Raw genomic sequence first — 25,785 nt, forward strand, 5'->3', positions numbered from 1 at the left:
CGCCGTAACGGGCGCGGGTAGATGGGTACGCAAGGTTTCTGCAAGTTGTTACATTGATCGAACCTCGTCGCGGGCGAGGCCCTTAGCGCCGACGGGGCCGGGCTTTCGGCAGGTCACCGGCCATTCGGCGGGCGGCGGACGCCCTGTGCTGGAACGCGGCACCGTCTCGCGGGCGCGGGCGCGTCCGTCAAGAAGCGGGGCGGCATTTCAGAAATTTCCAGAAAGCATGACAAAGATCGAACGAGGCACCTCACCCCCGCCCGGCCCGAACGGCGCGCACCGCCCCCACGCTCGGCGCCGAGGACGCGCATCAGCCCCGCGCTCGGCGGGAACGACGACGCTGGGGCGCGCACGTGCGGGGCGACGCCGCCGAGGAGGCGAGGCAGCCTGAGTCACATCAGCCATGACGGCGACGGCGCGGACCGGCCCGCCGGACTCGGCGGTTCCAGCGCGCACTGGATCGACCGCGACACGGTGGCCTGGCGGATCGAGCCGTCGGGCCGCCACTTCCTGGCCTTCAGCGCCGAGGGCGGCATCACCTGCGCCGACGGCGACCTGACCGGCCACCCGCGGCTCATCCGGCTCGTCCCCGGCACGCTGAGCGAGGCCCAGCGGCGCAGGTGGCCGCACCTGGCCGGACACACCGCGCTCAAGGTGAACCCGTGCGACTCCTGCCTCGTCCGGGAGGCGCTGCGCGGCCAGGTCGCGGCCGTGCGCCGGGACCCCGAGGGCGTCCTGCGGGCCGCGACCGGCGTACAGCTCCCCGGGGTGCTCGACGACCTCTACGCCCCGGCCGCCACCGCCGCGCTCGGCCCGTCGGCGCGGCCGGTCCCGAGGCTCGCGCTGTGGGCGCCGACCGCGCGTACGGTCGAGCTGGCGCTGTACGGCCCCGGCGGGCGCACCGTGCACCCGATGCGGCGCGACGACGAGACCGGCGTGTGGTCGGTGCAGGGGCCGCCCGCGTGGCTGGGGCGCGCGTACACGTACCTGGTGACCGTCTACTCCCCCGCCGCGGGGAAGGTCGTGACGAACGAGGTCACCGACCCCTACGGCCTCGACGTCACCCCCGACGGGGCACACAGCAGGCTCGTCGACCTCGACTCCGCGGCGCTCAAGCCGCCCGGCTGGGACCGGCAGGCCAAACCGGCCGCGGTGCCGCCGGAGCGGGCGTCGATCTACGAGCTGCACGTACGCGACTTCTCCGCCTCCGACGCCACCGTCCCTGAGGGGCTGCGCGGCACGTACGCCGCCTTCGGGACGGACTCGGCCGGGATGCGGGAGCTGCGGGCCCTGGCCGCCGACGGGCTGACCCACGTGCAGGTGCTGCCCGTCTTCGACTTCGCCACCGTCCCCGAGCGCCGGGCCGACCGGACGGAGCCCGCGGGCGACCTGGCCGCGCTGCCGCCCGACTCCGAAGTCCAGCAGGAGCGCGTGGCCCGCACGGCCGCGACCGACTCCTACAACTGGGGCTACGACCCGCTGCACCACACCGTGCCGGAGGGCTCGTACGCGACGGACCCCGACGAGCGGATCAGGGAGCTGCGCGGCATGGTCACCGCGCTCAACCGGGCCGGGCTGCGCGTCGTCATGGACGTGGTCTACAACCACACCCACTCCACCGCCGTGCTCGACCCGATCGTCCCCGGCTACTACCACCGGCTCCTGGACGACGGCAGCGTGGCCACCTCGACGTGCTGCGCCAACACCGCGCCCGAGCACCTGATGATGGGCAGGCTCGTGGTCGACTCGGTCGTCACCTGGGCCACGCGGTACAGGATCGACGGTTTCCGCTTCGACCTCATGGGCCACCACCCGAAGGCGGGAATGCTCGCCGTCCGCGCGGCGCTCGACCGGCTGACCGTGGCCGAGCACGGCGTGGACGGCCGCTCGATCCTCCTGTACGGCGAGGGCTGGAGCTTCGGCGAGGTGGCCGGCGACGCCCGGTTCGAGCAGGCCACGCAGGCGAACCTGGCCGGCACCGGCATCGGCACCTTCACCGACCGGCTGCGGGACGCGGTGCGCGGCGGCGGCCCGTTCGACGCCGACCCGCGCGTGCAGGGCTTCGGCTCGGGGCTGGCGGGCGCGCCCAACGGCGCACCGGCCAACGGCACCGCCGAGCAGCAGCGGGCGCGGCTGGCGCACTACTGCGACCTCATCAGGATCGGGCTGACCGGGAACCTGGCCGACTACGTGCTGCCGTCGGGCAGGAAGGGCTCGGAGGTCGGCTACCACGACTCGCCCGCCGGGTACACGGCCGCGCCCGGGGAGGCGGTGACGTACGTGGACGCGCACGACAACGAGACGTTGTTCGACGCGCTGGCGTACAAGCTGCCGCGGGACACGCCGATGGCAGACCGGGTGCGCATGCAGGCGCTGTCGCTGGCCACGGTGGTGTTCGCGCAGGGCATGGCGTTCGTGCACGCGGGCTCGGAACGGCTGCGCTCGAAGTCGCTCGACCGCAACTCCTACGACTCGGGCGACTGGTTCAACCGGCTGCTGTGGGACTGCGCGCAGGGCAACGGCTTCGGCGCCGGCCTGCCGCCCAGGGCGGACAACGAGGCCGCGTGGCCGTACGCGCGCCCGCTGCTCGCCGACCCGGCGCTGCGGCCCGCCTGCGCGGCGATCGGGGCGGCCAGGGCCAGGTTCGGCGAGCTGCTGCGGATCCGGGCGTCGTCGCCCGCGTTCGCGCTGGGCTCGGCGCGGGAGGTACGGCGGCGGCTGTCGTTCCCCGCCTCGGCCGAGGGCGTGATCGCCATGCACGTGGACACCGACGGCCTCGACCCGCGCTGGAGATCCGTCACGGTCGTCTTCAACGCCACACCGTCCCCGCAGACCCAGGCGGCACCACCGTCCTCCGGGGCCACAGCGGGAAGCGGGTTGAGGCTGCACCCCGTACAGGCCGCGTCGGACGATCCGGTCGTGCGGGAATCGGCCTACGACCCGGCCACGGGCACGCTGACGGTCCCGGCCCGGACGGTCGCGGTATTCGTGGAGGTCTGAGTGTGGCATAGGTGGGTAGAGGGAACCTTCATCGGGAACACCTCGCATCACTGGCAATGCGCCACACATCGGCGCAGACTGGATAGACGGCGATCGCGTGGAGCAGTGGAGCACCCCGTGGACAATCACCTTGATCACATGCCGGTACTTTCCCGCGGCAGGCATCGCAACCCGAAGCGTGGGGCCTGTTTCATGGAGCTGGCCTCCTACCTGGCCGGAGAGCGCTGGAGCGACCATCCGGCCTGCACGCACCCGTTGCTGGCCGCACTCGCCCGCCTGGTGAACGACAACTCCGGTGACGAGAGCCGGGCCAAGCTCGTCCACCTCGTCCCGTCCATCATCGGGCTGGCCGGCGACGACCTGCGCGTCGACGCGCACATCGCGCTACGCTGCGCGACCACCGCGCTGCCGGTGGCCGCGGCCGAGCGCCAGCTCGCGCTGGCAGTCTCGGTGCTGGCGGCCGAGGAGATGCTCGCCCGGCTCGACGGGGCGCCGTCGGGACGGATGAGCGAGCGCAGCCTGCGGGCCATGGCGGAGGTCCCGCAGGCGGCCGACCAGGCCAGGCGCTTCAGCCGGGCGGCCCGCATCACGGACAAGGGCTTCCGCCGGTACGCGGCGCCGAACGCGGTGCAGTTGTCGGTGGTGGGGATCGTGCAGGCGTGCATCCCCGACCCCGACACGCTGCTGCGTACGCTGCTGGAGGAGACGATCGAGGAGTGCACCGTGCTCATCCACGGCCACCACCCCGTCACCGCTCCGGCCACCACCACGCCGGTCCACGCCTGACCGACGCCCACCACCGCCCGCCTGGCGGCGCGGTCGACCGAGGCTGCCCGCACGCACACGTGGCGGCGGCGCGGTCGGTTGAAGCTGCCCGCACGTACGCGGGGCGGCGGCTCGATCGGCTGAAGCTGCCCGCACGTACGCGCGGCGCGGTCGGCTGGAGCTGCCCACGCGTGCGGCCCGTGCAGGGACCGCCGGACACCCACGCCGACAGGGCGTTTGCGCTGGTCAGGCAAGGCTTTCCTGCGTTGCGGATCTTTTGCCCATATGCCACATTTACGAAAAGGAGCCCATAAGCCGGAGGAAAACTCATGACCGTCGAGCTCGCCCACCCCTACTCCCCCGAGCAGCACCACGGTCACCGCGACGTGACCGGTGGCTGGCTGCGGCCGGCGGTGTTCGGGGCGATGGATGGGCTCGTGTCCAACTTCGCGTTGATCGCCGGAGTGGTCGGCGCGGCCGGGGCCGGGCAGGGCGCGGTGCTGGCCGGGTGCGCGGGGCTGATCGCCGGAGCGTGCTCCATGGCGGCGGGCGAGTACACGTCCGTGAAGTCGCAGACCGAGCTGATGCGGGCCGAGATCGCCGTCGAGCGGCGCGAGCTGGCCCGCAACCCCCAGGGGGAACGGGCCGAGCTGGCGGCGCTCTACCGCTCGCGCGGGCTCGACGCCGAACTGGCCGAGCGGGTCGCCGAGAGGCTGTCGGCCGATCCCGAGCGGGCGCTGCGCGTGCACGTACGCGAGGAACTGGGCGTCGACCCCGACGACCTGCCCTCTCCGTACGTGGCGGCCGGGTCGTCGTTCTGCGCGTTCGCGGCCGGGGCGCTGGTGCCGCTGGCGCCGTTCCTGTTCGGGGCCTCGGGCCTGGTGGTGGCGCTGGTGCTGAGCGTGGTGGCGCTGTTCGGGTTCGGGGCGGCCGTGGCGGTGATGACGGCGCGGCCGTGGTGGCGGGGCGGGTTGCGCCAGCTCGCCCTGGGCGTGGGCGCCGCGACCGTCACGTTCGGCCTGGGGCACCTGCTGGGCGTCGCGGTGTCCTGACCGGCCTGTCAGGGACGGCCGGCGGCGGCCAGCTTCACGCCGAGCCCGATGAGGGCGACGCCGGTCACACCGTCCACGGCCCTGCGTACGGACCGGCGGGCGAACACCTTCCGCAGCGCGCCCACGACGTTCGCCACCACCAGGAACCAGGCGATCGTCGCGGCCAGCGCCACCGCCGACAGCGTCAGCGCGGACACCCCGGCCCCGAGGAACTGGGGCACCAGGGCCACGAAGAACAGCGCCGCCTTGGGGTTGAGGACGTTCGTCAGCAACCCTTCCGCGAAGGCCGCCCACGAGCCGCGCCCCTCCCGGCCGGGCTCGTCCAGCCTCGGCCCGCCGTCCCCGCGCCAGGCCGAGCGCAGGGACCTGACGCCCAGATAGACCAGGTACGCCGCGCCCACCGCCTTCACCACCGTGAACGCCACGGCCGAAGCCTCCAGGAGCGCCGCGATGCCGGTGGCGGCGGCCACCACCCAGGCGAACACCCCCACCGCGATGCCTACCGCGGCCGCCATGCCGTGCCCGCGACCCGAGACGGCCGAGCGGCGTACCACCACCGCGAAGTCGGGCCCGGGCGACATGGCCCCGAGCAGCACCACACCACCGAACGCCGCGACGTGCCCCGTTAACGTCATGACTCCCACCTTACGAGCACCCGTCCCTCCGGGATCAAGGTGGAGCGTTCCCAGGTCCAGGTGGGCACGGTGATCATCTCGGCCGTGCGGTCGAGCGGGATCGGCGTGTCGAGCAGGACCGAGTGCGGGGTGAGCGGTAGGCCGCCCTGCGGGATGACCACGGTCTCGAGCGGTGTGCGCTCGGCGGGGCCGTCGGGTTCGTCGCGTTCGCTGCGGATCCAGGTGGCCGGGCCGCAGAAGGCCGTGTAGACCAGCGCGCCGGGCGGGGCGGCGGCGGAGTGGCGCAACGTGCCCGCGGGCAGCCACCCGTGCTGCCCCGGCAGGTACGTGATGCCGGAGACGTGCAGCTCTCCCTCCAGCACCACGAACTCCTCCCCCGCCAGGTAGTGGCCGTGCTCGGACTGTGCCCAGCCGGGCGGGAAGCGCATGAGCGACGCGGTGCCGTCGAGGCGGGCCACCCGCACAGGAAGGTTCGTCCCGGGGACCAGGAAGGTCTCCCCAGGCAGCTCCGCGTCGTCGAGCAGGTCGATGATCAGCACGTCAGCCGTCACGGTTCGTCAGCGCTCACAGCGCCGCTCCGCGACCGCGGGTTCGGTCGTGCCACCAGCTCCATGATCTCCATCGTCACCTCCGGGACCTCCGCGCCCGCCGAGGAGCAGGCCGGGGTCCGCTCCCCCTACCCAACAAACTTGGGCAAAGTTACCTTTGGCGGGAAAAATCGGAAACGCGATGCTGACCTCCCCGCCTCACCGCACCCCTGCGCGGGTCCTGCCGACGGGAAAGACCCTCGGCGAACGAGCCCGCGAGGCGGGGCGAGGCGGGGCGAGGCGGGGCGAGGCGGGGCGAGGCGGGGCGAGGCGGGGCGAGGCACCCGGAGACCGCCCCCTGGCCGGGGGACGGACGCCGGTGGGTGGTCAGTCGAAGGTGGTGGAGATCTCGTGCCAGCCGCCCGGCGGGATCTCCGCCGCCGCCGCGGGCCCCCAGGAGCCCTTGGCGTACGGCAGCGGCCGCTCCGGCAGGTCGAGCACCGGCTGCACGATCCGCCACGACTCCTCCACCAGGTCGAACCTGGCGAACCTGCGCGGATCACCGCTGACGGCGTCGGCCAGCACCCGCTCGTAGGCGGCCTCCATCGGCCCGAGGACCTTGGTGAAGTCGACGCTGACCGGCACCGGACGGGTGTGCTGCTTGCCCGGCTCCTTGGCCAGCAGATCGAAGGTCACCCCCGCGTCCGGCTGGAGCCGGAACCGGATGAGGTTGGGGCCGTCGGGAGCGCCGCGGTTGCCGAACATCGCCACCGGCGGCTCGCGCAGCTCGGCGACGACCTCCAGGTCGGTGGTGGGCAGCGCCTTGCCGGAGCGGATGCACCACGGCACCCCGGCCCAGCGCCAGTTGTCGATATAGGCGCGCAGGGCGATGTAGGTCTCGGTCGTGGAGTCCGGACGCACGCCGTCGGTGCCGAGGTAGCCGTCGTACTGGCCGCGTACGACGTCGGCCGGGTCGAGGGCATTGACCGCGCGCAGCACCCGCCACTTCTCGTCGAGCTGAGCCCGCGCGTCGGTGGACGGCGGCGGGTCCATCGCGAGGAGCGCCAGGAGCTGCAGCAGGTGGTTCTGGACCACGTCGCGGACGGTGCCGTTGGCGTCGTAGAAGGAGCCCCGGTCGCGGATGTCGAAGTCTTCGGCCATGGTGATCTGCACGCTGCGCACGTGGGCGCGGTTCCAGATCGGCTCCAGCAGCGTGTTGGCGAAGCGGAACACCATGAGGTCTTCGACCGGCTCCTTGCCCAGGAAGTGGTCGACCCGGCGCAGGTGGTCCTCGTCGAAGTGCCTGAGCAGCTCGGCATTGAGGCTGCGGGCCGAGGACAGGTCGTGCCCGAAGGGCTTCTCCACCACCAGCCGCGCGTCCCGGTGCAGGCCCGCCCCGGCCAGCCCGTCGGCCACCGGGCAGAACAGCGACGGCGGCACCGCCAGGTAGTGGACGAGGAAGCCCAGGCCCTCGACCTCGTCGCGCAGCCGGGTGAAGACGTCGGGGTCGCGGTAGTCGCCGGACACCAGCCGCAGGTTTCCCGCCAGCTTCTCGAACGCCGCGTCGCGCACGCCGCCGCACGCCTCGCGGGCGTGCTCGCGCAGCCCGTCGAGGTCGAGGTCGGTCTTGGCCACGCCGATGATCGGCAGGTCGAGCCTGCTGTCGGCGGTCAGGTGGTAGAGGGCGGGCAGCAGCATCTTGCGCGCGAGGTCACCGGTGATCCCGAACAGGACCAGCGCGCCCGCCCGCTCGGTCACGGCCGCCATCTCAGACGCGCCTTCCGCGCAGCTCGCGGTATCGGCGGATGAGCTGCCCGGTGGACGGATCGGGGAACCCGGCGGGCGGCTCGTCGGACGTGAGCGCGGGCGCGAGGTCGAGCGCCATCTTCTTGCCCAGCTCGACGCCCCACTGGTCGAAGGAGTCGATGCCCCAGACCGTGCCCTCGACGAAGACGACGTGCTCGTAGAGGGCGACGAGCTGGCCCAGCGTGCGGGGGGTGAGCTTGGGCGCGAGGATCGTGGAGGTGGGGCGGTTGCCCGGCATCACCTTGTGCGGCACGATCTCCGGCGCGGTGCCCTCGGCGGCGATCTCGTCGGCGGTCTTGCCGAACGCCAGCGCCGAGGTCTGGGCCAGCAGGTTGGCGGTGAGCTGGTCGTGCATGCCCTCGCGGTCTTCGTGGGGCTCGGCGAAGCCGATGAAGTCGGCCGGCACCAGCCGGGTGCCCTGGTGCAGGAGCTGGTAGAAGGCGTGCTGGCCGTTGGTGCCCGGCTCGCCCCAGAAGATCTCGCCGGTGCCGGTCGTGACGGGGGCGCCGTCGGCGCGCACCGACTTGCCGTTGGACTCCATCGTGAGCTGCTGCAGGTAGGCGGGGAAGCGGTGCAGCCGCTGGCTGTAGGGCAGCACGGCGCGGGTCTCCGCGCCGAAGAAGTCGGTGTACCAGATGCCGAGCAGGGCCATCAGCACCGGCATGTTGGCCTCGAACGGCGCGGTGCGGAAGTGCTCGTCGACGGTGTGGAAGCCGTCGAGCATCTCGCGGAAGCGCTCGGGCCCGATGGCGATCATCAGCGACAGGCCGATGGCGCCGTCGTAGGAGTAGCGGCCGCCCACCCAGTCCCAGAAGCCGAACATGTTGCCGGGGTCGATGCCGAACTCCTCGACCTTGGGCGCGTTGGTGGAGACGGCCACGAAGTGCCGGGAGACGGCCTCCTCGCCGAGCGCCTCGACCAGCCAGCGGCGCGCGACCCTGGCGTTGGTGAGGGTCTCGAGCGTGGTGAAGGTCTTGGAGCTGACCACGAACAGCGTGGTCTCGGGGTCGAGGCCGGCGAGGTTGCCGGTGATGTCGGCCGGGTCGATGTTGGAGACGAACCGGGCGGTGATGCCGGCGTCGGCGTAGTCGCGCAGCGCCTCGTAGGCCATGGCGGGGCCGAGGTCGGAGCCGCCGATGCCGATGTTGACGACGGTCTCGATCGGCCTGCCGGTGGCGCCCCGCCACTCCTTCGACCGCACCTGGTCGGCGAAGGCGCTCATCCGGTCGAGCACGGCGTGCACGTCGGCCACGACGTCCTGGCCGTCGACGACCAGCTCGGCCGCGCGCGGCAGGCGCAGCGCGACGTGCAGGACCGCGCGGTCCTCGCTGACGTTGATGTGCCGGCCGGAGAACATGGCCTCGATCCGCTCGCGCAGCCTGGCCCGCTCGGCCAGGGCCAGCAGCAGGTCGACGGTCTCCTGCGTGGCGCGGTGCTTGGAGTAGTCGAGGTAGAGGTCGCCCGCGGTGACCGTCATGCGCCCGGCCCGCCCCGGGTCCTGCGCGAACAGCTCACGCAGGTGCCTGCCTGCCAGCTCTTCGTGGTGCTTGCCCAGGGCCGCCCACTCCTGGCTCTGGGTGATGTCGCCGTTCACGCGTCTCCTCCTCGCGTCGCCAAGCCGATCATGCCTGGTCCCATCGTCCCGTAACCGTGTACCCCACGAGATTGATTCCGCGCATGGCGGAGCGGAGTCTTTGGACGTTCAGTGTCTTTGGACGGTCAGTGGGACTCACGGCCCACGTGGTCGCCGCCGGAGCCGATGAGGAAGTCGAGGTCGGCGCCGCGGTCGGCCTGGGTGACGTGCTCGACGTAGAGGCGCTCCCAGCCGCGCGCGGGGCGGGCGTGCCCGGTCGTGACCGGCGGCCTGGCGGCCAGCTCGGCGTCCGGGACGTCCACGTCGAGGCGGCGGGCGGCCACGTCGAGCACGATCGGGTCGCCGGTGCGCACCCTGGCCAGGGGCCCGCCGGCCGCCGCCTCCGGGACGGTGTGCAGGACGACCGTCCCGTACGCGGTGCCGCTCATGCGGGCGTCGCTGACGCGGACCATGTCGCGCACCCCCTTCTCCAGCAGCTTGGCGGGCAGCGGCAGGTTGCCGACCTCCGGCATGCCCGGGTAGCCCTTGGGGCCGCAGCCGCGCAGCACCAGTACCGACGTCTCGTCCACGTCGAGGTCGGGTGAGTCGAGGCGGGCGTGGACGTCCTCGACGCTGTCGAAGACGACGGCCCGGCCGCGGTGGCGCAGCAGCTCGGGTGAGGCGGCGGCGGGCTTGATCACCGCGCCGCCTGGGGCGAGGTTGCCGCGCAGCACGGCGATGCCGGCGTCGGGCAGCAGCGGGTCGGAGCGGCGCCGGATCACGTCGCCGTCGTGGATCTCGGCCCCGGCCAGGTGCTCGACCAGCGGCCGGCCGGTGACGGCGATCGCGGTGGGGTCGAGCAGGTCTTCGACCTCCTTGAGCACGGCGGCCAGGCCGCCCGCCCGGTGGAGGTCGTCCATGAGGTGGCGGCCGGCCGGTTGCAGGTCGACCAGCAACGGCACGCCGGAGCCCGTGCGGTCGAAGTCGTCGAGGGTCAGCTCCACGCCGAGCCGCCCGGCGATGGCCAGCAGGTGCACGACGGCGTTGGTCGAGCCGCCGACGGCGGCCAGGGTGACGATGGCGTTGAGGAACGAGCCCCTGGTCATCACGTGGCTGGGGCGGCGGCCCCGGCTGACCAGCTCGACGGCCAGGCGGCCGCTCTCGTGGGCGCGTTCGAGCAGGCGGCTGTCGGGGGCGGGGGTGCCTGCGGTGCCGGGCAGGGTCATGCCGAGCGCCTCGGCCACGCACGCCATGGTGGACGCGGTGCCCATCGTGTTGCAGTGGCCGCGGCTGCGGATCATGGACGACTCCGACTCCAGGAACGCCTCGCGGGAGAGCGTGCCCGCGCGTACCTCCTCGCTGAGGCGCCACACGTCGGTGCCGCAGCCGAGCGGCGCTCCCCTGAAGTGCCCGGTCAGCATCGGCCCGCCGGGCACGACGAGGGCGGGCAGGTCGACGGAGGCGGCGGCCATCAGCAGCGAAGGGATGGTCTTGTCGCAGCCGCCGAGCAGCACCGCGCCGTCGACGGGGTTGGCGCGCAGCAGCTCCTCGGCCGCCATGGCGGCCAGGTTGCGCCACAGCATCGCGGTCGGGCGCACGTTGGTCTCGCCGAGGGAGACGACGGGCAGGTTGAGCGGCACGCCACCGGCCGCCCACACGCCGTTCGCGACGCTCCGGGCCACCTCGTCGAGATGGGAGTTGCAGGGGGTCAGGTCGGAGGCGGTGTTGGCGATCGCGATGTGCGGCCGACCGCCCTCGAACGCCTCGCGCGGCAGCCCGCGCCGCATCCAGGCCCGGTGGATGTAGGAGTTGCGGTCGTTTCCCGAGTACCAGCGCGAACTCCTCAGCTCCATGCCCGGCACCTTATCGGCGGCGCGGGGGATTCGGCACGGTCTGTGGAGGAAGCAGCAGGGGCATGGACCACATCGACGCGTACTGGCGGGCGGCGAACTACCTGTCCGTCGGGCAGATCTACCTGCTGGACAACCCCCTGCTCACCGAGCCGCTGCGGCCGGAGCACATCAAGCCGCGCCTGCTCGGGCACTGGGGCACGACCCCCGGCCTGAACTTCTGCTTCGCGCACCTCAACCGGGTGATCCGCGAGCGGGACCAGGACATGATCTACGTCGTGGGCCCCGGCCACGGCGGACCCGCGGCGGTGGCGCACGCGTGGCTGGAGGGGACGTACTCCGAGCGGTACCCGGACGTGTCGCAGGACGCGGAGGGCATGCGGCGGCTGTTCCGCCAGTTCTCCTTCCCCGGCGGGATCCCCAGCCACGTGGCCCCCGAGACGCCCGGCTCGATCCACGAGGGCGGCGAGCTGGGGTACGCGCTCGCGCACGCGTACGGCGCCGCCTTCGACAACCCTGACCTGGTCGTGGCCTGCGTCGTGGGCGACGGGGAGGCCGAGACGGGCCCGCTGGCCGCGAGCTGGCACTCCAACAAGTTCCTGAACCGCCGCCGCGACGGGATCGTCCTGCCCATCCTGCACCTGAACGGCTACAAGATCGCCGGTCCGACCGTGCTGGCCAGGATCCCCGAGGCGGAGCTGGTCAAGCTGATGGAGGGCTACGGCCACCGCCCCCTCCTGGTCGGCGCCGACCATGGGGAGATGGCGGACGCGCTGGACACGGCGTTCGAGGAGATGGCCGCGTACAAGGCGGGCGACGCCGACCGCCTCCCGATGATCGTGCTGCGCACGCCGAAGGGCTGGACGGGCCCCCGCGAGGTGGACGGCAAGCCGGTGGAGGGCACGTGGCGCGCGCACCAGGTGCCGCTGGCCGGCGTCCGCGAGAACCCAGCCCACCTGGGCATGCTGGAGGAGTGGATGCGCTCGTACCGGCCGGAGGAGCTGTTCGGCCCCGACGGGCGGCCGGTACGGCAGATCCTGGACACCGTGCCGCGCGGCCCGCGCAGGATGAGCGCCAACCCGCACGCCAACGGCGGCGAGCTGCTGGAGCCGCTGCGGCTGCCGGACTTCCGCAGGCTGGCGGTCGAGGTCAAGTCTCCGGCGGAGCAGTCGAGCGAGCCGACGCGGGTGCTGGGCGGGTTCCTGCGCGACGTGATCGCCGCGAACCCGCGCACGTTCCGGCTGATGGGGCCGGACGAGACGGCGTCCAACCGGCTGACGGACGTGTTCGAGGTCACCGACCGGGCCTGGGAGGCCGAGAGGCTGCCCACCGACGAGAACCTCGGTCCCGGCGGCCGGGTCATGGAGGTGCTGAGCGAGCACCTGTGCCAGGGCTGGCTGGAGGGCTACCTGCTGACCGGGCGGCACGGGCTGTTCAACTGCTACGAGGCGTTCATCCACATCGTGGACGCGATGTTCAACCAGCACGCCAAGTGGCTGGAGGCGTCGCAGCGGATCCCGTGGCGGCGGCCGGTCGCGTCGCTGACCTACCTGCTGTCGTCACACGTGTGGCGGCAGGACCACAACGGCTTCAGCCACCAGGACCCCGGCTTCCTCGACGTGGTGGTCAACAAGAAGGCGTCGGTGGTGCGCGTCTACCTGCCGCCGGACGCCAACACGCTGCTGTCGGTGGCCGACCACTGCCTGCGCTCGCGCGACTACGTCAACGTGATCGTCGCGGGCAAGCAGCCGGTGCTCGACCTGTTCACCATGGACGAGGCCATCGCGCACAACACGCGCGGCCTGGGCATCCTGCCGTGGGCCTCCACCGACCAGGGCGGCGAGCCGGACGTGGTGCTGGCCTGCGCCGGTGACGTGCCCACCCTGGAGACGCTGGCCGCCGCCGCGCTCCTGCGCGAGCACCTGCCCGAGCTGCGGGTACGCGTGGTCAACGTGGTCGACCTCATGCGGCTGCAACCGCCGTCGGAACACCCGCACGGCATGCCGGACGCCGAGTTCGACGGCCTGTTCACCACCGACAAACCGGTCATCTTCAACTTCCACGGCTACCCCTCGCTCATCCACCACCTCGCCTACCGCCGCCACGGCCACGCGAACCTGCACGTACGCGGCTACAAGGAGGAGGGCACCACGACGACGCCGTTCGACATGTGCATGCTCAACGACATCGACCGCTACCACCTGGTGCTCGACGTGATCGACCGGGTGCCCGGCCTCGGCGCCACGCAGGCCCACCTGCGCCAGCGCATGAGCGACCGGCGGCTGCGGGCACGCGCCTACACGCGCGAGCACGGCGAGGACCCGGCGGAGATCAGGTCGTGGACGTGGCCGGGCACATCCTCGTCCTGAACACCGGCTCCTCGTCCATCAAGTACGAGCTGGTGGACGTGCGGACCGGCGAGCGCCCGGCCAGGGGCCTGGTCGAGCGCATCGGCGAGCGGCGCGGACGGCTCACGCACCACGCCGGCGACGCCCCCGCGTACGTGCGGACGCGGCCCTTCCCCGGCCACGGCGAGGGGCTGGCGGCGATGATGGACGCGTTCGCGGCGGCCGGGCCCGAGCTGGACCCCGTCGCGGTCGGGCACCGGGTCGTGCACGGCGGCACCCGCTTCGCCACGGCCGTGCTGGTCGACGACGAGGTGATCGCCGCCATCGAGGCGCTGGCCCCGCTCGCGCCGCTGCACAACCCGGTCGGCCTCGCCGGGATCCGGGTCGCGCGGGCGGCGTTCCCGTCGGTGCCGCAGGTCGCGGTGTTCGACACGGCGTTCCAGCTCGCGATGCCCGAGGAGGCGTACACGTACGCGGTGCCCCGCGACTGGCGCGAGCGGCTGGGCGTGCGGCGCTTCGGCTTCCACGGCACCTCCTGCGCGTACGTCTCGCGCCGCGCCGCCGTCCTGCTCGGCCGCGACCTGGCCGACCTCAACCTGATCGTGCTGCACCTGGGCAACGGGGCCAGCGCCACCGCGATCTCCGGCGGGCGCAGCGCCGACACCTCCATGGGCCTGACGCCGCTGGAGGGGCTGGTCATGGGCACCCGTTCCGGAGACGTGGACCCCGCGCTGCCGGGTTACCTGGCCCGCGTGGCGGGGCTGGACGCGGAGCGGGTGGAGGACGCGCTCGGCCGTGAGGGCGGGCTGCTGGCGCTCGCGGGCACCGGCGACATGCGCGAGGTGCGCGCCCGCGACGACGCCGGGGCGCGGCTGGCCCTGGCGGTCTACACGCGGCGCGTCCGCAAGTACGTCGGCGCGTACTACGCGCTGCTGGGGCGGGTGGACGCGATCGTGTTCACCGGCGGGGTGGGCGAGCACGACGCCGCCACCCGCGCCGAGTCCCTGGCCGGGCTGGAGCGGCTGGGCGTCGTGGTGGATCCGGGGCGCAACCTCGCGGACTCCGTACGGGAGCGGGCGGTGTCGCCGGAGGGGGCCGAGGTGGCGGTGCTCGTCGTCCCCACGGACGAGGAGTGGGAGATCGCCCGGCAGGCGCTCGCGCTGATCGGCGACGACGCCGACGGAACGTGACACGCCACGACCCCGTCACGCTGGAAGGGACCGTCAGGTCTGTGCGGGGCCGGTCCGCACCGGGGCGAGGCGGGCCGCCAGCTCGCACCACACCACCTTGCCGTCCGCACCCGGTGAGCTGCCCCAGCCGGTGCACAGCAGCCCCACGACGTGCAGCCCCCAGCCGCTCGCCGGACCCGGCTCGCGCGCCTCGGGCAGCCCGTCGCCCGCGTCGCCCACCTCGACCCGCACGTGCGAGGCGCTGCCCCGCACCCGCAGCGTGGGCGGGCCGTCGCCGTGCACGAGCGCGTTGGTCACCAGCTCCGACACCACGAGCAGGACGTCGTCGTGACGCCCCTGGAAACCGCACGCGCGCAGGGCCTCGCGGGCCAGGCGGCGGGCCTCCGTGATGCTGGCCATCTCCTCCGGCAAACGGAGGTCCACCTGGTACGTCTCGGCCTCCTCGCTCACCACGCCGCCGGCCCGCCCGGTAGGGAGGACCTCACCGGCAGCCCGGCGGCCTCGGTGGTCGTGATCGAGGGGGCGGTGGGCATGGTCGGTCCTTCGGCGTCGCCTGCTCTGGTGCGTACGGGCTGCCGCCGGGCGTACGCGGGGCGCGGGCCGGGACCCCGGGGGTGCGGGGCCGTGGTCCACGCCTGACAGCAGTCTCCCACGCCCGCCCGTCCTCCCGCAGTCACCCCCCGCGACCACCTGTCCGGGACGCACACCACCTACACCCCAAGAGCCGGTAAATGGGACGGAAGCCTTTGGAGTATGGAATTGGTAGGGTTGTCCGGAAATATGCGGCTCTGGACAGGTGGGATTAGGTGGAGGTCGAACAAACAGCACTACCGGGGATCGGACTGCGGCATGACTTCACCACCCGCAAAGGCCAGCGGGTAGGCGTCATCTCCCACCGCACCGGACGCCGGGATCTCGTCATCTACGACAAGGAAGACCCCGACGCCGTCTGCCACATGGTCAAGCTCAACGACGAGGAGGCCGACGCCCTGGCAGAGCTGCTGGGCGCCCCCCGGATCGTGGCGCGGCTCAACCAGCTTCACCAGCAGGTCGAGGGTCTGGTCAGCGTGCAGCTCCCCATCCCGGCCGACTCCCCCTACGCGAACCGCCCCATGGGCGACGCCCGCGTGCGGACCCGTACGAGCGCCTCCATCGTCGCCATCGTCCGGGCCGGACAGGTGTTCGCCAGCCCCGGGCCGGGCTTCGTCTTCTCCGTCGGGGACGTCGTGGTGGTCGTCGGCAGCGAGGACAGCACGTCCGAGGTCGCCGGCATCCTGGCGAGCGGATAGGGCCGCGGGTGCACCATACTGCGGTCATCTTTCTGGAGTTCGGCGCTGTCCTCCTGGGTCTCGGGATCCTCGGCGCGCTCGCGCTGCGCGTCGGGATCTCCCCCATCCCGCTCTACCTGATCGCCGGGCTGGCGTTCGGGACCGGCGGTGTGCTGCCGCTGGCCACGAGCGAGGAGTTCATCGCGGTCGGCGCGGAGCTGGGCGTGGTCCTGCTGCTGCTCACGCTCGGCCTCGAGTACAACGCCGACGAGCTGGTCACCAGCCTCACCAGCAACGCCCGCGCGGGCCTCGTCGACCTGGTGCTCAACGCCGCCCCCGGCGCGATCTGCGCGTTGCTGCTGGGCTGGGGTCCTGTCGCGGCCGTGGCCATGGCGGGCGTCACCTACGCCACCTCCTCCGGCATCACCGCCAAGGTGCTGTCGGACCTCGGGTGGATCGGTAACCGGGAGACGCCCACCGTGCTCTCGCTGCTGGTGTTCGAGGACCTCACGATGGCGATCTACCTGCCGGTCCTGACCACCATGCTGGCCGGGCTGAGCCTGCTCAGCGGGGCGATGGCGGTGGGCATCGCGCTGCTGACCGTGAGCGTGGTGCTCGTCGTCGCGCTGCGGTTCGGACGCTTCATCGAGGCGTTCGTCTCCAGCCCCAACTCCGAGGTGCTGCTGCTCAAGGTCGTCGGCCTGGCCCTGCTGGTGGCCGGGCTGGCCCAGCAGCTCCAGGTCTCGGCGGCCGTCGGCGCGTTCCTGGTGGGCATCGCCCTGTCGGGCGAGCTGGCCGAGGACGCGCAGTCGTTGCTCGCGCCGCTGCGCGACCTGTTCGCGGCGGTGTTCTTCGTCTTCTTCGGCCTCCAGACCGATCCGGCTAAGATCCTGCCGGTGGCGGGGCTGGCCGCGCTGCTGGCCCTGGTCAGCATGATCACCAAGCTCCTGACCGGCGCATACGCCGCCAGGCGCGCGGGCATCGCCAAGGCCGGCCAGGCGCGGGCGGGCATCGCGCTGATCCCGCGCGGCGAGTTCAACATCGTCATCGCCGGGCTGGCGGTGGGCGCGGGCGTGCACCCCGACCTGGGCGCGCTGGCCGCCGCGTACGTGCTCATCCTGGCGGCGTTCGGCCCCTTGGCGGCCAAGCTCGTGCAGCCGCTCATCACCGCCATCGCCAAACGGGCCTAGCGCCGTCCGTCGCATCCGCTAGTTTGTTCGCATGGCAGAGCGAAGGAACGGCGTCCCCATGCCGCCCCCGGAGAAGACGATCACGTCCGCCGACTGGGACAGCCTGGAGATCTCCGGTGAGCGCCATCACCGCGTGCTGTTCCAGGACGTCGACATGACCGAGCTGATCGACCGCGGCTCGTCGTTCGAGGAGTGCCAGTTCAGGAACGTGCGCTTCAACGTGTCGGAGCACGACGACGCGCAGTTCCTCAACTGCGCGTTCTCGCACTGCTCGTTCTTCGACGCCACGTTCAGGGGCTGCAAGCTGACGGGCAGCGGGTTCGACGGGTGCACGTTCGGGCTGCTGAAGGTGGCGGGCGGCGACTGGTCCTACGTCGGGCTGCCCGGCGCCGACCTGCGCGGCAGCTCCTTCGTCGGGGTGCGGCTGCGCGAGGCCGACCTGAGCGGGGCCCGGCTGGAGCGCGCCGAGCTGCGGCGGGCCGACCTGTCGGGGGCGTGGCTGCGCGGGGCCGACCTGTCGAGGTGCGATCTGCGGGGCAGCGATCTGAGCACGTTCGACCCGCACGAGGCCACGCTCACGGGCGCGGTCATCGACCCCTTCCAGGCGACCGTCGTGGCGGGCGCGCTCGGGTTCGACGTGCGGGGCTGACGACGTGCGGGTTCGACGTGCGGGCTGACGTGCGGGGCTGACGCGCACGCCCGGCGAACGGGTGCCTGGCCCGCCGCCGATCCACGCGAGGATGTCGGTGTGCGAAACGCCGAACTCACCCCGGCCGAGCAGGCCGTCGCCGCCGCCGTCCCCCGCGGGCAGGAAGTCGACCTGAGCGCCGCCGGGCCCGGCCGATCCGTACGCGCGGAGGTGCTGGCCGGGCTGTTGCTCGGCGAGTACGCCGACCCCGCCGACAAACCGGCCCTGCGCCTGACCGGGGCGCGGATCACGGGGCTGCTGCACCTGGCGTTCGGGGAGATCGACTTCCCGGTCACGTTCCGGCGCTGCGCCTTCGACGAGGCCCCCGACCTCTACCAGGCCCGCACCCGCTTCCTCAGCTTCGACGGCTCCGCGCTGCCCGGCCTGGTCGCCGCCAACCTCCAGGTCGAGGGCAACCTGCGGCTGACCGGCTGCCACGTCACCGGCGAGCTGCGCCTGTCCGGAGCCCGGATCAACGGCACCCTCACCATGAACGGCGCCCGCCTCGACCACCCGGGCGGCGCGGCCGTCAACGCCGAGCGCCTCGACGTGGGCGGCGACCTGCGGGCCCACGACGGGTTCGCGTGCGACGGCGAGCTGATCCTCACCGCGGCCCGGGTCGGCGCGGCCCTGAACCTCGACGGCGCCCGGCTGCGGGCCCCCGGCGGGCTGGCGTTCGGCGGCTCGAACCTGGTCGTCCAGGTGGGCCTGTTCGCCCGGGACATGGAGGTGGACGGCGAGGTCAAGCTGCGTTTCGCCCGGGTCGGCGGGCCGCTCACGCTGCGCGGCTCGCGCCTGCGCAACCCCGGCGGCCTGGCCGTGCACGGCGGCGGGCTGAACGCCGAGAGCGGCCTGTTCATGGCGCGCGCCGAGACCGAGGGCGTCGTCTGGCTGGAGGCCGCCGCCATCGGCCGCACGCTGAGCCTCGACGGCGCGCGCCTGCGCAACCCGGACGGCCTGGCGCTGGCGGGTGACGGCGTGGTCGTGGACGGCGCGCTGCGGGGCCGCGAGGGGCTGTCGGCGGAGGGCGAGATCAGCCTCGTGGACGCGTCCGTCTCGGGGGGCGTGTTCTTCGAGGGCGCGACACTGGTCAACCCGGGCCGCGCGGTGCTGACGGCCACCGGCATCACGGTCGGCAAAGTGCTCAACCTGTGCGACGGATTCTCGGCGCGGGGCCGCGTCGGGCTCACGAACGCGCACGTCGGCAGCCGTCTGTGCGTCGACGACGCCACGCTGGAGTCGCCCGGCGGCGAGGCGCTCGTGTGCCGCCGGGTGGAGACGCGGGAGCTGGCGATGCGGACCGCCCGGCCGATCCTGGGCACGGTCGAGCTGCGGCACGCGCGCATCGGGGTGCTGCGCGACGACCCCGCGGTGTGGCCGGGCGAACTGCGCATGGACGGCCTGTCGTACGAGGTGCTGGAGCCCAGGCTGCCGGCCGCGGAACGCCTCGGCTGGCTGCGCCGCGACCCCGACGGCTACCTGCCGAACGCCTACGAGCAGCTCGCCGAGATGTACCGGCGGCAGGGCGATGACGCCGACGCCCGTGACACGCTCCTGGCCGGCCAGCGGCAGCGGCGGGCCACCCTCCCCTGGAACGCCCGGTCATGGGGCCGCCTCCAGGACGTCACCGTCGGGTACGGCTTCCGCCCGCTCCGCGCGGCCGGCTGGCTGCTGGCGCTGCTGGCCGTGGGCACGGTGGTGTTCGGGCTGGACGAACCGCCGCCACTCAAGCGGGGTGAGGCGCCGGAGTTCAGCCCGCTGGTCTACACCCTCGACCTGCTGCTGCCGATCATCGACTTCGGGCAGGAGAAGGCGTTCAACCCGGGCGGGGGGACGCAGTGGCTGGCGTACGGGCTGATCGCGGCTGGCTGGGTGCTGGCCACGACGATCGCCGCCGGCCTGACCCGCACCCTCCGCCGCGCCTGACCGGACCCTCCCGCCGAGAACCGCCTCGTCAGGCGGAGACCGCGCGCAGGGCGCCGGGGCGGCAGCCGGTCAGCCGGTCGAGCGCCCCCGCCGTGGCGGTGTCGGCGGGCAGATAGACCATGATCCGCTGGTCGCCCGCCGGCAGGTCGAGCGCCTCCCTGGCCAGCCGCAGCTCTCCGGCCTGCGGATGCGCCAGGCGCTGCACGGGCTCCAGGCGCGGCGGCACGGGCGGCCCCGCCAGGCGCGAGGTGAACGCCGCCCCGACGGCGAACGACAGCTCCTCTATCAGCTCGGCCGCGTACGGGTCGTCGGCCCCGGCCTCGTAGTTGAGCGCGGCGGCCTGCTCGTCGGCCACCTTGTCCCAGTCGGGGAACGCCATCCTGGCCCGCGCGTCGGCGAAGACGTAGCGGATCAGGCTGGGCGCCTCACCGTCCAGCAGCCCGATGGGCCCGGCGAGCGCTTCGAACCCCATCGTGTGCGCCAGCACCTCCCCCAGCCGGTTGACCGCCGCGGCGGGCGTGGGCTCCAGCCGGTCGAGCAGCATCCGCACGGTGGGCCGCACGGTGCGGGCGGGCGCCAGCCCGCCGTTCGGGCACAGGGCGATGCTGCCGCTGGTCAGCTTGGCCAGGTGCCGCAGGTGCAGGCGCTCATCCGGGTCCAGGCGCAGGGCGTCGGCCAGCGAGACGAGCACCTGGACGGACGGGTTGCGGTCGCGCCCCTGCTCCAGCCGGGTCAGGTATTCGACGCTCACCCCGGCCACGGTGGCCAGCTCCGACCTGCGCAGCCCCGGGGTGCGCCGACGGCCGCTGCCGGGCAGGCCGAGGTCTTCGGGCTTGAGCGCCTCGCGACGGGCGCGCAGGAAGGCTCCGAGGTCGTTGTCGCTCACCCCCAAGAGTGTACGAGGCCGCGCTCCGCTTATCGTGGCCCCGCCACGGCCAGTCTGAGCGCGGCCTTCCTTCGCGGGCCGCGGCACGGCAGGTTGGTGCCCATGACGAACACGAGATCGGTGATCACCAAGGGCGGCATCCGCCAAGGCGGGCGCGAGGCCGGGCACTCCCGCCCCGGCCGGGCGTGAGGGGGGCCGATGCGCTATCGCCTGCTGGGCCGTACCGGGCTGAGGGTCTCCGAGCTGTTCCTCGGCGCGATGACCTACCAAGAGGCGTCGCCGCAGGTGCGGCGCATCTTCGACACGTACGCGGACGCCGGGGGCAACGTCGTCGACACCGCCTCCATGTACGGCGAGAGCGAGAGCGTCGTCGGCGAGCTGCTCCAGGGCCGCCGCGACCGTTTCGTCCTGGCCACGAAGTACACCGGCACCCGTGACCGCACCGACCTGAACGCGGCCGGCAACCATCGCAAAAACCTCGTCCTGTCGCTGGAGCAGAGCCTGCGGCGGCTGCGTACCGACTACGTCGACCTGCTGTGGGTGCACGTCTGGGACCGGCACACCCCGATCGAGGAGACGATGCGGGCGCTGGACGACGTGGTCCGCTCGGGGAAGGTGCTCTACGTGGGCATCTCCGACGCGCCGGCGTGGGTGGTCAGCCGGGCCTGCACGCTGGCCGAGTGGCGCGGGTGGACGCCGTTCGCGGGGTTGCAGGTGCCCTACAGCCTGCTGTGGCGCGACGTGGAGCGGGAGCTGCTGCCGATGGCGCGGGCGTACGGGATGAGCGTGGCGGCGTGGGGAGTGCTCGCGCAGGGCGTGCTGTCCGGACGGTACGCCGCGCCCGGGGCCGCGGCGTCCCGCGTACGCCCCGAGTCGATCAGCGAGCGGGACCGGGCCGGGGTGCGGGCGGTGCTGGAGGTGGCCGGGGAGCTGGGCGTGACGGCCGCGCAGGTGGCCCTCGCGTGGGCGGTGCACCGCGGCGTGCACCCGATCCTCGGTACGAGCACCCCCGAGCAGCTCAAGGACGTCCTGGGCGCGTCGGAGGTGCGGCTGCCCGGCGAGGCGGTGAGTCGGCTGGAGTCGGCGGTGGAGTTCGAGCTGGGCTTCCCCGGCGAGTTCATCGGCCAGGTGGACCGCAGCCCGGACATCTACGGCGACGACCTCCCGCTCCTGGACGGCCGCTGAGGCCGCCGGGGAAGGGTGCAGGTCAGCAGAGGGCCGTGGCGGTCTGCCACAGGCCGGGCAGCGCCGCCAGGACGCGGTCTCCGCGCCGCCGCCGGTCGGCGAACGTCGCGGCCCCGAGGTCGGCCAGCAGCTCGCGCAGCCCCTCCTCGTAGCCGCCCTGGCCGGCCGCCGCCCGTTTGGCCAGGCACCGGGCGTACGTGGCCACCAGCCAGAAGACCGCCTCCCTGTGCAGCCCACGGTCGATCAGCTCCCGTGAGCCGTCGATGGCGGCCGGGCGGGCCGCGGGGCTGATGTCGGAGTCGAAGCGGTAGGAGGGCACGCGTACGGAGGCGGTGGCGTCGAACACCTTCTCCAGCGCGGCCAGGTGCCCCGCCACCCGGGCGGGGCTCAGCTCGGCGCAGCCGAGCAGGTCGAGCAGGCCCTCGTAGAACTCCAGCCGCCCGTGCTCGGCGAGCAGCTCGCGCACGGCCGCGTACCGGCGGCGGACGGTGGGGTTGCGCAGCCCGGCCACCAGCAGCACGTGGGCGGTGACCCCCGTGCCGAACAGCCACGCGGTGACCTGGTCGGGCAGCGGCGCGGACTCGTCCATGCCGTTGATCCACCCCCGTACGCGGTCCATGGCGTCGGTGCAGCGGGCCAGGATCCAGGGGCGTTCGGCGAAGTCGCGGGCCACCACGCGCTGCAGCTCGGTCAGCCGCCCCGACGGGTCGGCCAGCACGCACGGCAGGTGGAAGCTGCCGGCCAGGTGGTAGTCGCTCAGGACGCCGTGGGTCGAGCCGGGCTCCGCCATGGAGGAGACCTCCAGCAACACCCCTTTATACCGAAATTTCCCTATATGCCCGATACGGTCGACCGGATCCGTGACCAGCATGACGTCCACGTCGGACGTCGGAGCCAGTTCGTCCCCCGCACCGGCCCACAGCGCCGACCCGGTCAGGAAGGCGCCGACGAACCCGGGCAGCGCGGCGCCCTCCTCCAGCACCCACTGCCTGGCCACCCTCCTGGCCTGCTCGATCAGCATCCACTTCCTCCCGATCGGGCGACACTCCCCCTCGGCCGCCGGGCGCGGGGGTCGCGGCGGGGAATGCCACGACGGCCCTCGACAGGCGCGGCGTCCCGGACGCGTCCGCGGACATGCCGCCATCCTTACACACACTTCGCCGCGTCCCCGAGGTTCGAAACGCGTGTGCGCGGGCAGCGGATCCGGATGGACATCGCCCCGAGCACCGGCCAGGACCTGGAACGCGCGGTCCGCCGGGAGCTGGCGGACGCGGGTTTCATGGTCGAGCCGTCGCCGCTGTCCACCGACGGCGGGCTCGAAGTCTGGCACGACCCCGCACGCGGGGTGGTCGTCACCTGGGGCAGCCCGGCCGAGCATCTCGTCGAGCGCTCCACCATCAGGGCCGCGGTCCAGCTCGCGTTACGTACCGTGCTGGCCGCCGCCGGTCACCAGGTCAAGGAGGACCTCAACGGCCAGGAGCTGATCGTCATGTCCTGACACCGCGCAGGGGACGGCCCACCTCGTGCAGGTGGCGCAGCGCCAGCCCCCACGACTCCAGCAGCCCGCATTCGGCGTACTCGACGCCGAGCGAGGCGCAGTACTCGCGCACGATGGGCCGTGCCCTGCGCAGGTTCGCGGTGGGCATGCTCGGGAACAGGTGGTGCTCGATCTGGTAGTTCAGGCCGCCGAGCGCGACGGTGACCAGGCGCCCGCCGCTGACGTTGCGGGAGGTCAGCACCTGCTTGCGGAGGAAGTCGAGTTCGTCGGCCGCGGTGAGCACGGGCATGCCCTTGTGGTTGGGCGCGAAGGTGCACCCGAGGTAGACGCCGTAGCACGCCTGGTGCACGACCAGGAAGAGCAGCGCCTTGGGCAGCGGCAGCACCAGGAACACCGCCCCCGCGTACGCCAGCACGTGCGTCCCCAGCAGCAGCCCCTCGACCCACCGGTTCTTGAGCGAGGGCCGCCGCAGCGCGCGGAAGCTCGACACCTTCAGGTTCACGCCTTCGAGCGTCAGCAGGGGGAAGAACAGGAACGCCTGCCAGCGCCCGATGACCCGGGGCAGCCCCCGGCTGGCCTCGGCCTGGCGGCGCGACCAGATGAGGACGTCGGGTGAGACGTCGGGGTCGTGGTCCTCGTGGTTGGGGTTGGCGTGGTGACGGGTGTGCTTGTCCATCCACCAGCCGTAGCTGAGCCCCACGGCCAGGTTGCCGACGAGCAGCCCGGCGATCCTGGCGGCCCGCCGCGAACGGGAGATCTGCCCGTGCGCCAGGTCGTGGGCCAGCAGCGTGACCTGCGCGAAGGCCACCGCGAGCAGCACCGCGACCGGTATCTGCCACCAGGAGTCGCCCACCGCGGCGAACACCGCCCAGGTGCCCGCGAACAGCGCGGCCACCAGGCCGATCCTGGCCGCGTAGTAGCCGGGCCGCCGGTCGAGCAGCCCCGCCTGGGCGATGCGCCGCGACAGCGCCGCGAAGTCGCTCCCCCTCCGCGCCGAGGGGCCGGGGGTCTCTGTCACCGTCACATTCGTCTCCGATGCCGAGGAGTGGTTGATCGCTCCTCAGCATCCCGAGAGCCGGTGCCCGGGCGGACCCCCGCTGTCACCCGTCATCGTGGTAGTGCACACCCCACCCTTGGGGGCGCCCCCGCCGCCTGGGGATCGGGCTGCCCACCGCACTCAGCGTGGCACTGGACGAACCTCACCAGGTGGGGAATGGCGGACGACGGGGGCGCGGCTCTAGGTGAGCTGTAACTCGGGGGGCGCGGGTTTCGTGAGGTCGGCGTCGCCGTACACGTGCAGGTCGGAACGGAAGGCCGCCAGGTACGCCCGCGGGTCGCGGAAGGTCGCGACCAGCGAGTCGCCGTAGTCGATGAGCTGCCGGTGGGCGTGCCCGCGAGGCTCGTAGCGGGCCTGCAGCAGCCGGTCGAGCAGCTCCTGGTCGCCCGCGGCGGCGCAGATGACGTCGGCCAGGATCTCGGCGTCGCGCAGCGTGTAGCTCATGCCCATGCCGGTCATCGGATGGCAGGCGAACGCGGCCGAGCCGAGCAGCGCGGCGTTGCCCCGGTGGTACGCCTCCACCCGCAGCGACGATACCTTGATCGGCTGCCAGGTGGCGGCCTGCAGGGAGTTGAAGGCGTCGGAGCTGTCGGTCACGAACTTCTTCAGCTCGTCCAGCAGCGCCGGGATGCCGTCCTGGAAGATCTCCTCGTCGTCCTCGGGGGGCAGGCCGACGAACACCCTGGCCTGGTCCCTGTCGAGCGGGTAGAGGTAGGCGAACCAGCCTTCCGAGCTGAAGTACAGCCGGTTGAGCTGGGCGACGCTGGCGCTCAGCGGCACGGTGGCCACCCGCATCTGCAGCCGCTCGTACGGCGTCGTGCGCTGTTCGATGCCGAGCGCCCGGCGGATCGCTGACTTGGTGCCGTCGGCGCCGATCACGACGCCGGCCCGCAGCCGCCGTCCGTCGGCGAGCGTCAGCTCTTCCACCTGCCCGTCGCCCATGGCGATGTCGTCGATGGCGGCGTCGAACCAGAACTCGACGCCCTCCATCGCGCAGGAGGTGTAGATCAGCTCGACCAGCTCCCGGTAGGGGCGGATGAGGAACCCGCCGTCGGGGAAGCGGCACTCCTGGATGGGGTCGCCGTCGTGGTAGTAGCGGACCGTGTCGCGCCAGAGGCCATGGCGTCCGACGAGGTCCGCCAGTCCGTGCCGGGCCAGCACCCGCAGGCCCGGGGGCTTGAGGAAGTCGGCGCCGGCGCTGGGGACTGAGGGTCCCTGCTCGATGACGACGACGTGCCGGCCACGGCGGCCCAGGAGCAGGGCCAGGAAGCAGCCGCCGAGCCCGGCGCCGACGATGGCTACGTCGCACGATGTGGTTGCCATGACGAGAGCCCTTCTGAA

21 protein-coding genes are annotated in these 25,785 nt (G+C 72.9%); 11 read left to right on the top strand and 10 right to left on the bottom strand.

Annotated elements, in window-relative coordinates:
- Window positions 1-396 precede the first annotated feature (396 nt).
- The 3 genes from pulA (at window position 397) to ACZ6S0_RS28795 (ending at window position 4,817) form a co-directional block, all read left to right on the top strand.
- Window positions 397-3,000, top strand: coding sequence for a pullulanase-type alpha-1,6-glucosidase (pulA, locus tag ACZ6S0_RS28785; protein WP_465922662.1), 2,604 nt, complete (start codon window positions 397-399; stop codon window positions 2,998-3,000).
- Window positions 3,001-3,138: 138 nt separating this feature from the next.
- Window positions 3,139-3,786, top strand: coding sequence for a hypothetical protein (locus ACZ6S0_RS28790; RefSeq protein WP_465922428.1), 648 nt, complete (start codon window positions 3,139-3,141; stop codon window positions 3,784-3,786).
- 308 nt (window positions 3,787-4,094) lie between these two features.
- Window positions 4,095-4,817 (top strand): VIT1/CCC1 transporter family protein, encoded by a 723-nt coding sequence (locus ACZ6S0_RS28795; protein WP_465922429.1) that lies wholly within the window; start codon window positions 4,095-4,097, stop codon window positions 4,815-4,817.
- An 8-nt stretch (window positions 4,818-4,825) separates the two neighbouring features.
- On the opposite strand, the gene ACZ6S0_RS28800 is transcribed toward ACZ6S0_RS28795, so the two are convergent.
- From ACZ6S0_RS28800 to ACZ6S0_RS28820, 5 genes are all read right to left on the bottom strand, one after another.
- The gene (locus tag ACZ6S0_RS28800; protein ID WP_465922430.1) at window positions 4,826-5,452 is read right to left on the bottom strand and encodes a LysE family translocator; all 627 of its coding nucleotides are present in this window, start codon (window positions 5,450-5,452) and stop codon (window positions 4,826-4,828) included.
- Window positions 5,449-6,003 carry a cupin domain-containing protein gene (locus ACZ6S0_RS28805; RefSeq protein ID WP_465922431.1) on the bottom strand — a complete coding sequence of 185 codons (555 nt, stop codon included), beginning with the start codon at window positions 6,001-6,003 and terminating at the stop codon, window positions 5,449-5,451. The genes ACZ6S0_RS28800 and ACZ6S0_RS28805 overlap by 4 nt, the downstream gene beginning before the upstream one ends.
- Window positions 6,004-6,366: 363 nt before the next feature.
- The gene (zwf, locus tag ACZ6S0_RS28810; protein WP_465922432.1) at window positions 6,367-7,746 is read right to left on the bottom strand and encodes a glucose-6-phosphate dehydrogenase; all 1,380 of its coding nucleotides are present in this window, start codon (window positions 7,744-7,746) and stop codon (window positions 6,367-6,369) included.
- Between the two features lies 1 nt (window position 7,747).
- Complete coding sequence (gene pgi, locus ACZ6S0_RS28815; RefSeq protein ID WP_465922433.1) at window positions 7,748-9,379, bottom strand: glucose-6-phosphate isomerase; 1,632 nt, start codon at window positions 9,377-9,379, stop codon at window positions 7,748-7,750.
- Between the two features lie 125 nt (window positions 9,380-9,504).
- On the bottom strand, window positions 9,505-11,211 hold the full coding sequence (locus ACZ6S0_RS28820; RefSeq protein WP_465922434.1) for an IlvD/Edd family dehydratase: 1,707 nt from the start codon (window positions 11,209-11,211) through the stop codon (window positions 9,505-9,507).
- A 62-nt stretch (window positions 11,212-11,273) separates the two neighbouring features.
- On the opposite strand from ACZ6S0_RS28820, the gene ACZ6S0_RS28825 reads away from it, so the two are divergent.
- A complete protein-coding gene (locus ACZ6S0_RS28825) occupies window positions 11,274-13,577 on the top strand; it encodes a phosphoketolase family protein (protein ID WP_465922435.1) in 2,304 nt (767 codons plus the stop codon).
- Window positions 13,553-14,746, top strand: coding sequence for an acetate/propionate family kinase (locus tag ACZ6S0_RS28830; RefSeq protein WP_465922436.1), 1,194 nt, complete (start codon window positions 13,553-13,555; stop codon window positions 14,744-14,746). Before ACZ6S0_RS28825 ends, ACZ6S0_RS28830 begins: the two co-directional genes overlap by 25 nt.
- Before the next feature lie 33 nt (window positions 14,747-14,779).
- Here ACZ6S0_RS28830 and ACZ6S0_RS28835 read toward each other — a convergent pair whose 3' ends face one another.
- The gene (locus ACZ6S0_RS28835; RefSeq protein WP_465922437.1) at window positions 14,780-15,145 is read right to left on the bottom strand and encodes an ATP-binding protein; all 366 of its coding nucleotides are present in this window, start codon (window positions 15,143-15,145) and stop codon (window positions 14,780-14,782) included.
- 407 nt (window positions 15,146-15,552) lie between these two features.
- Between ACZ6S0_RS28835 and ACZ6S0_RS28840 the strand changes: the two genes are divergently transcribed.
- The 4 genes from ACZ6S0_RS28840 to ACZ6S0_RS28855 all read left to right on the top strand — a co-directional run bounded on the left by ACZ6S0_RS28840 (window position 15,553) and on the right by ACZ6S0_RS28855 (window position 19,818).
- A complete protein-coding gene (locus tag ACZ6S0_RS28840; protein WP_465922438.1) occupies window positions 15,553-16,035 on the top strand; it encodes a cation:proton antiporter regulatory subunit in 483 nt (160 codons plus the stop codon).
- Window positions 16,036-16,043: 8 nt separating this feature from the next.
- Entirely contained in the window at window positions 16,044-17,204 is a 1,161-nt protein-coding gene (locus ACZ6S0_RS28845) for a cation:proton antiporter (protein ID WP_465922439.1), read from the top strand.
- Window positions 17,205-17,235: 31 nt separating this feature from the next.
- Complete coding sequence (locus ACZ6S0_RS28850) at window positions 17,236-17,853, top strand: pentapeptide repeat-containing protein (RefSeq protein WP_465922440.1); 618 nt, start codon at window positions 17,236-17,238, stop codon at window positions 17,851-17,853.
- Between the two features lie 99 nt (window positions 17,854-17,952).
- Complete coding sequence (locus ACZ6S0_RS28855) at window positions 17,953-19,818, top strand: hypothetical protein (protein ID WP_465922441.1); 1,866 nt, start codon at window positions 17,953-17,955, stop codon at window positions 19,816-19,818.
- Window positions 19,819-19,846: 28 nt separating this feature from the next.
- On the opposite strand, the gene ACZ6S0_RS28860 is transcribed toward ACZ6S0_RS28855, so the two are convergent.
- Window positions 19,847-20,704 carry a helix-turn-helix domain-containing protein gene (locus ACZ6S0_RS28860; protein ID WP_465922442.1) on the bottom strand — a complete coding sequence of 286 codons (858 nt, stop codon included), beginning with the start codon at window positions 20,702-20,704 and terminating at the stop codon, window positions 19,847-19,849.
- A 198-nt stretch (window positions 20,705-20,902) separates the two neighbouring features.
- On the opposite strand from ACZ6S0_RS28860, the gene ACZ6S0_RS28865 reads away from it, so the two are divergent.
- Window positions 20,903-21,889 (top strand): aldo/keto reductase, encoded by a 987-nt coding sequence (locus tag ACZ6S0_RS28865; RefSeq protein ID WP_465922443.1) that lies wholly within the window; start codon window positions 20,903-20,905, stop codon window positions 21,887-21,889.
- Between the two features lie 22 nt (window positions 21,890-21,911).
- Here the strand turns inward: ACZ6S0_RS28865 and ACZ6S0_RS28870 are convergent, their stop codons facing one another.
- Entirely contained in the window at window positions 21,912-22,910 is a 999-nt protein-coding gene (locus tag ACZ6S0_RS28870; protein ID WP_465922444.1) for a hypothetical protein, read from the bottom strand.
- A gap of 165 nt (window positions 22,911-23,075) precedes the next feature.
- Between ACZ6S0_RS28870 and ACZ6S0_RS28875 the strand changes: the two genes are divergently transcribed.
- Complete coding sequence (locus ACZ6S0_RS28875; RefSeq protein WP_465922445.1) at window positions 23,076-23,387, top strand: hypothetical protein; 312 nt, start codon at window positions 23,076-23,078, stop codon at window positions 23,385-23,387.
- On the opposite strand, the gene ACZ6S0_RS28880 is transcribed toward ACZ6S0_RS28875, so the two are convergent.
- Together ACZ6S0_RS28880 and ACZ6S0_RS28885 are read right to left on the bottom strand one after the other, a co-directional pair.
- Window positions 23,377-24,411, bottom strand: coding sequence for a fatty acid desaturase family protein (locus ACZ6S0_RS28880; protein WP_465922446.1), 1,035 nt, complete (start codon window positions 24,409-24,411; stop codon window positions 23,377-23,379). The genes ACZ6S0_RS28875 and ACZ6S0_RS28880 overlap by 11 nt on opposite strands.
- 213 nt (window positions 24,412-24,624) lie before the next feature.
- Complete coding sequence (locus ACZ6S0_RS28885; protein WP_465922447.1) at window positions 24,625-25,767, bottom strand: FAD-dependent monooxygenase; 1,143 nt, start codon at window positions 25,765-25,767, stop codon at window positions 24,625-24,627.
- Window positions 25,768-25,785 lie beyond the last annotated feature (18 nt).

The organism is Nonomuraea sp. NPDC051298 (assembly GCF_055586305.1).

Bases quoted from the DNA above. Each gene is read 5' to 3' on its own strand.
- ACZ6S0_RS28850 (WP_465922440.1), top strand. From the start codon at position 17,236: ATGGCAGAGCGAAGGAACGGCGTCCCCATGCCGCCCCCGGAGAAGACG.
- ACZ6S0_RS28825 (WP_465922435.1), top strand. From the start codon at position 11,274: ATGGACCACATCGACGCGTACTGGCGGGCGGCGAACTACCTGTCCGTC.
- ACZ6S0_RS28800 (WP_465922430.1), bottom strand. From the start codon at position 5,452: ATGACGTTAACGGGGCACGTCGCGGCGTTCGGTGGTGTGGTGCTGCTC.
- ACZ6S0_RS28885 (WP_465922447.1), bottom strand. From the start codon at position 25,767: ATGGCAACCACATCGTGCGACGTAGCCATCGTCGGCGCCGGGCTCGGC.
- zwf (WP_465922432.1), bottom strand. From the start codon at position 7,746: ATGGCGGCCGTGACCGAGCGGGCGGGCGCGCTGGTCCTGTTCGGGATC.
- ACZ6S0_RS28835 (WP_465922437.1), bottom strand. From the start codon at position 15,145: ATGGCCAGCATCACGGAGGCCCGCCGCCTGGCCCGCGAGGCCCTGCGC.
- ACZ6S0_RS28795 (WP_465922429.1), top strand. From the start codon at position 4,095: ATGACCGTCGAGCTCGCCCACCCCTACTCCCCCGAGCAGCACCACGGT.
- ACZ6S0_RS28790 (WP_465922428.1), top strand. From the start codon at position 3,139: ATGCCGGTACTTTCCCGCGGCAGGCATCGCAACCCGAAGCGTGGGGCC.
- ACZ6S0_RS28870 (WP_465922444.1), bottom strand. From the start codon at position 22,910: ATGCTGATCGAGCAGGCCAGGAGGGTGGCCAGGCAGTGGGTGCTGGAG.
- ACZ6S0_RS28820 (WP_465922434.1), bottom strand. From the start codon at position 11,211: ATGGAGCTGAGGAGTTCGCGCTGGTACTCGGGAAACGACCGCAACTCC.
- ACZ6S0_RS28865 (WP_465922443.1), top strand. From the start codon at position 20,903: ATGCGCTATCGCCTGCTGGGCCGTACCGGGCTGAGGGTCTCCGAGCTG.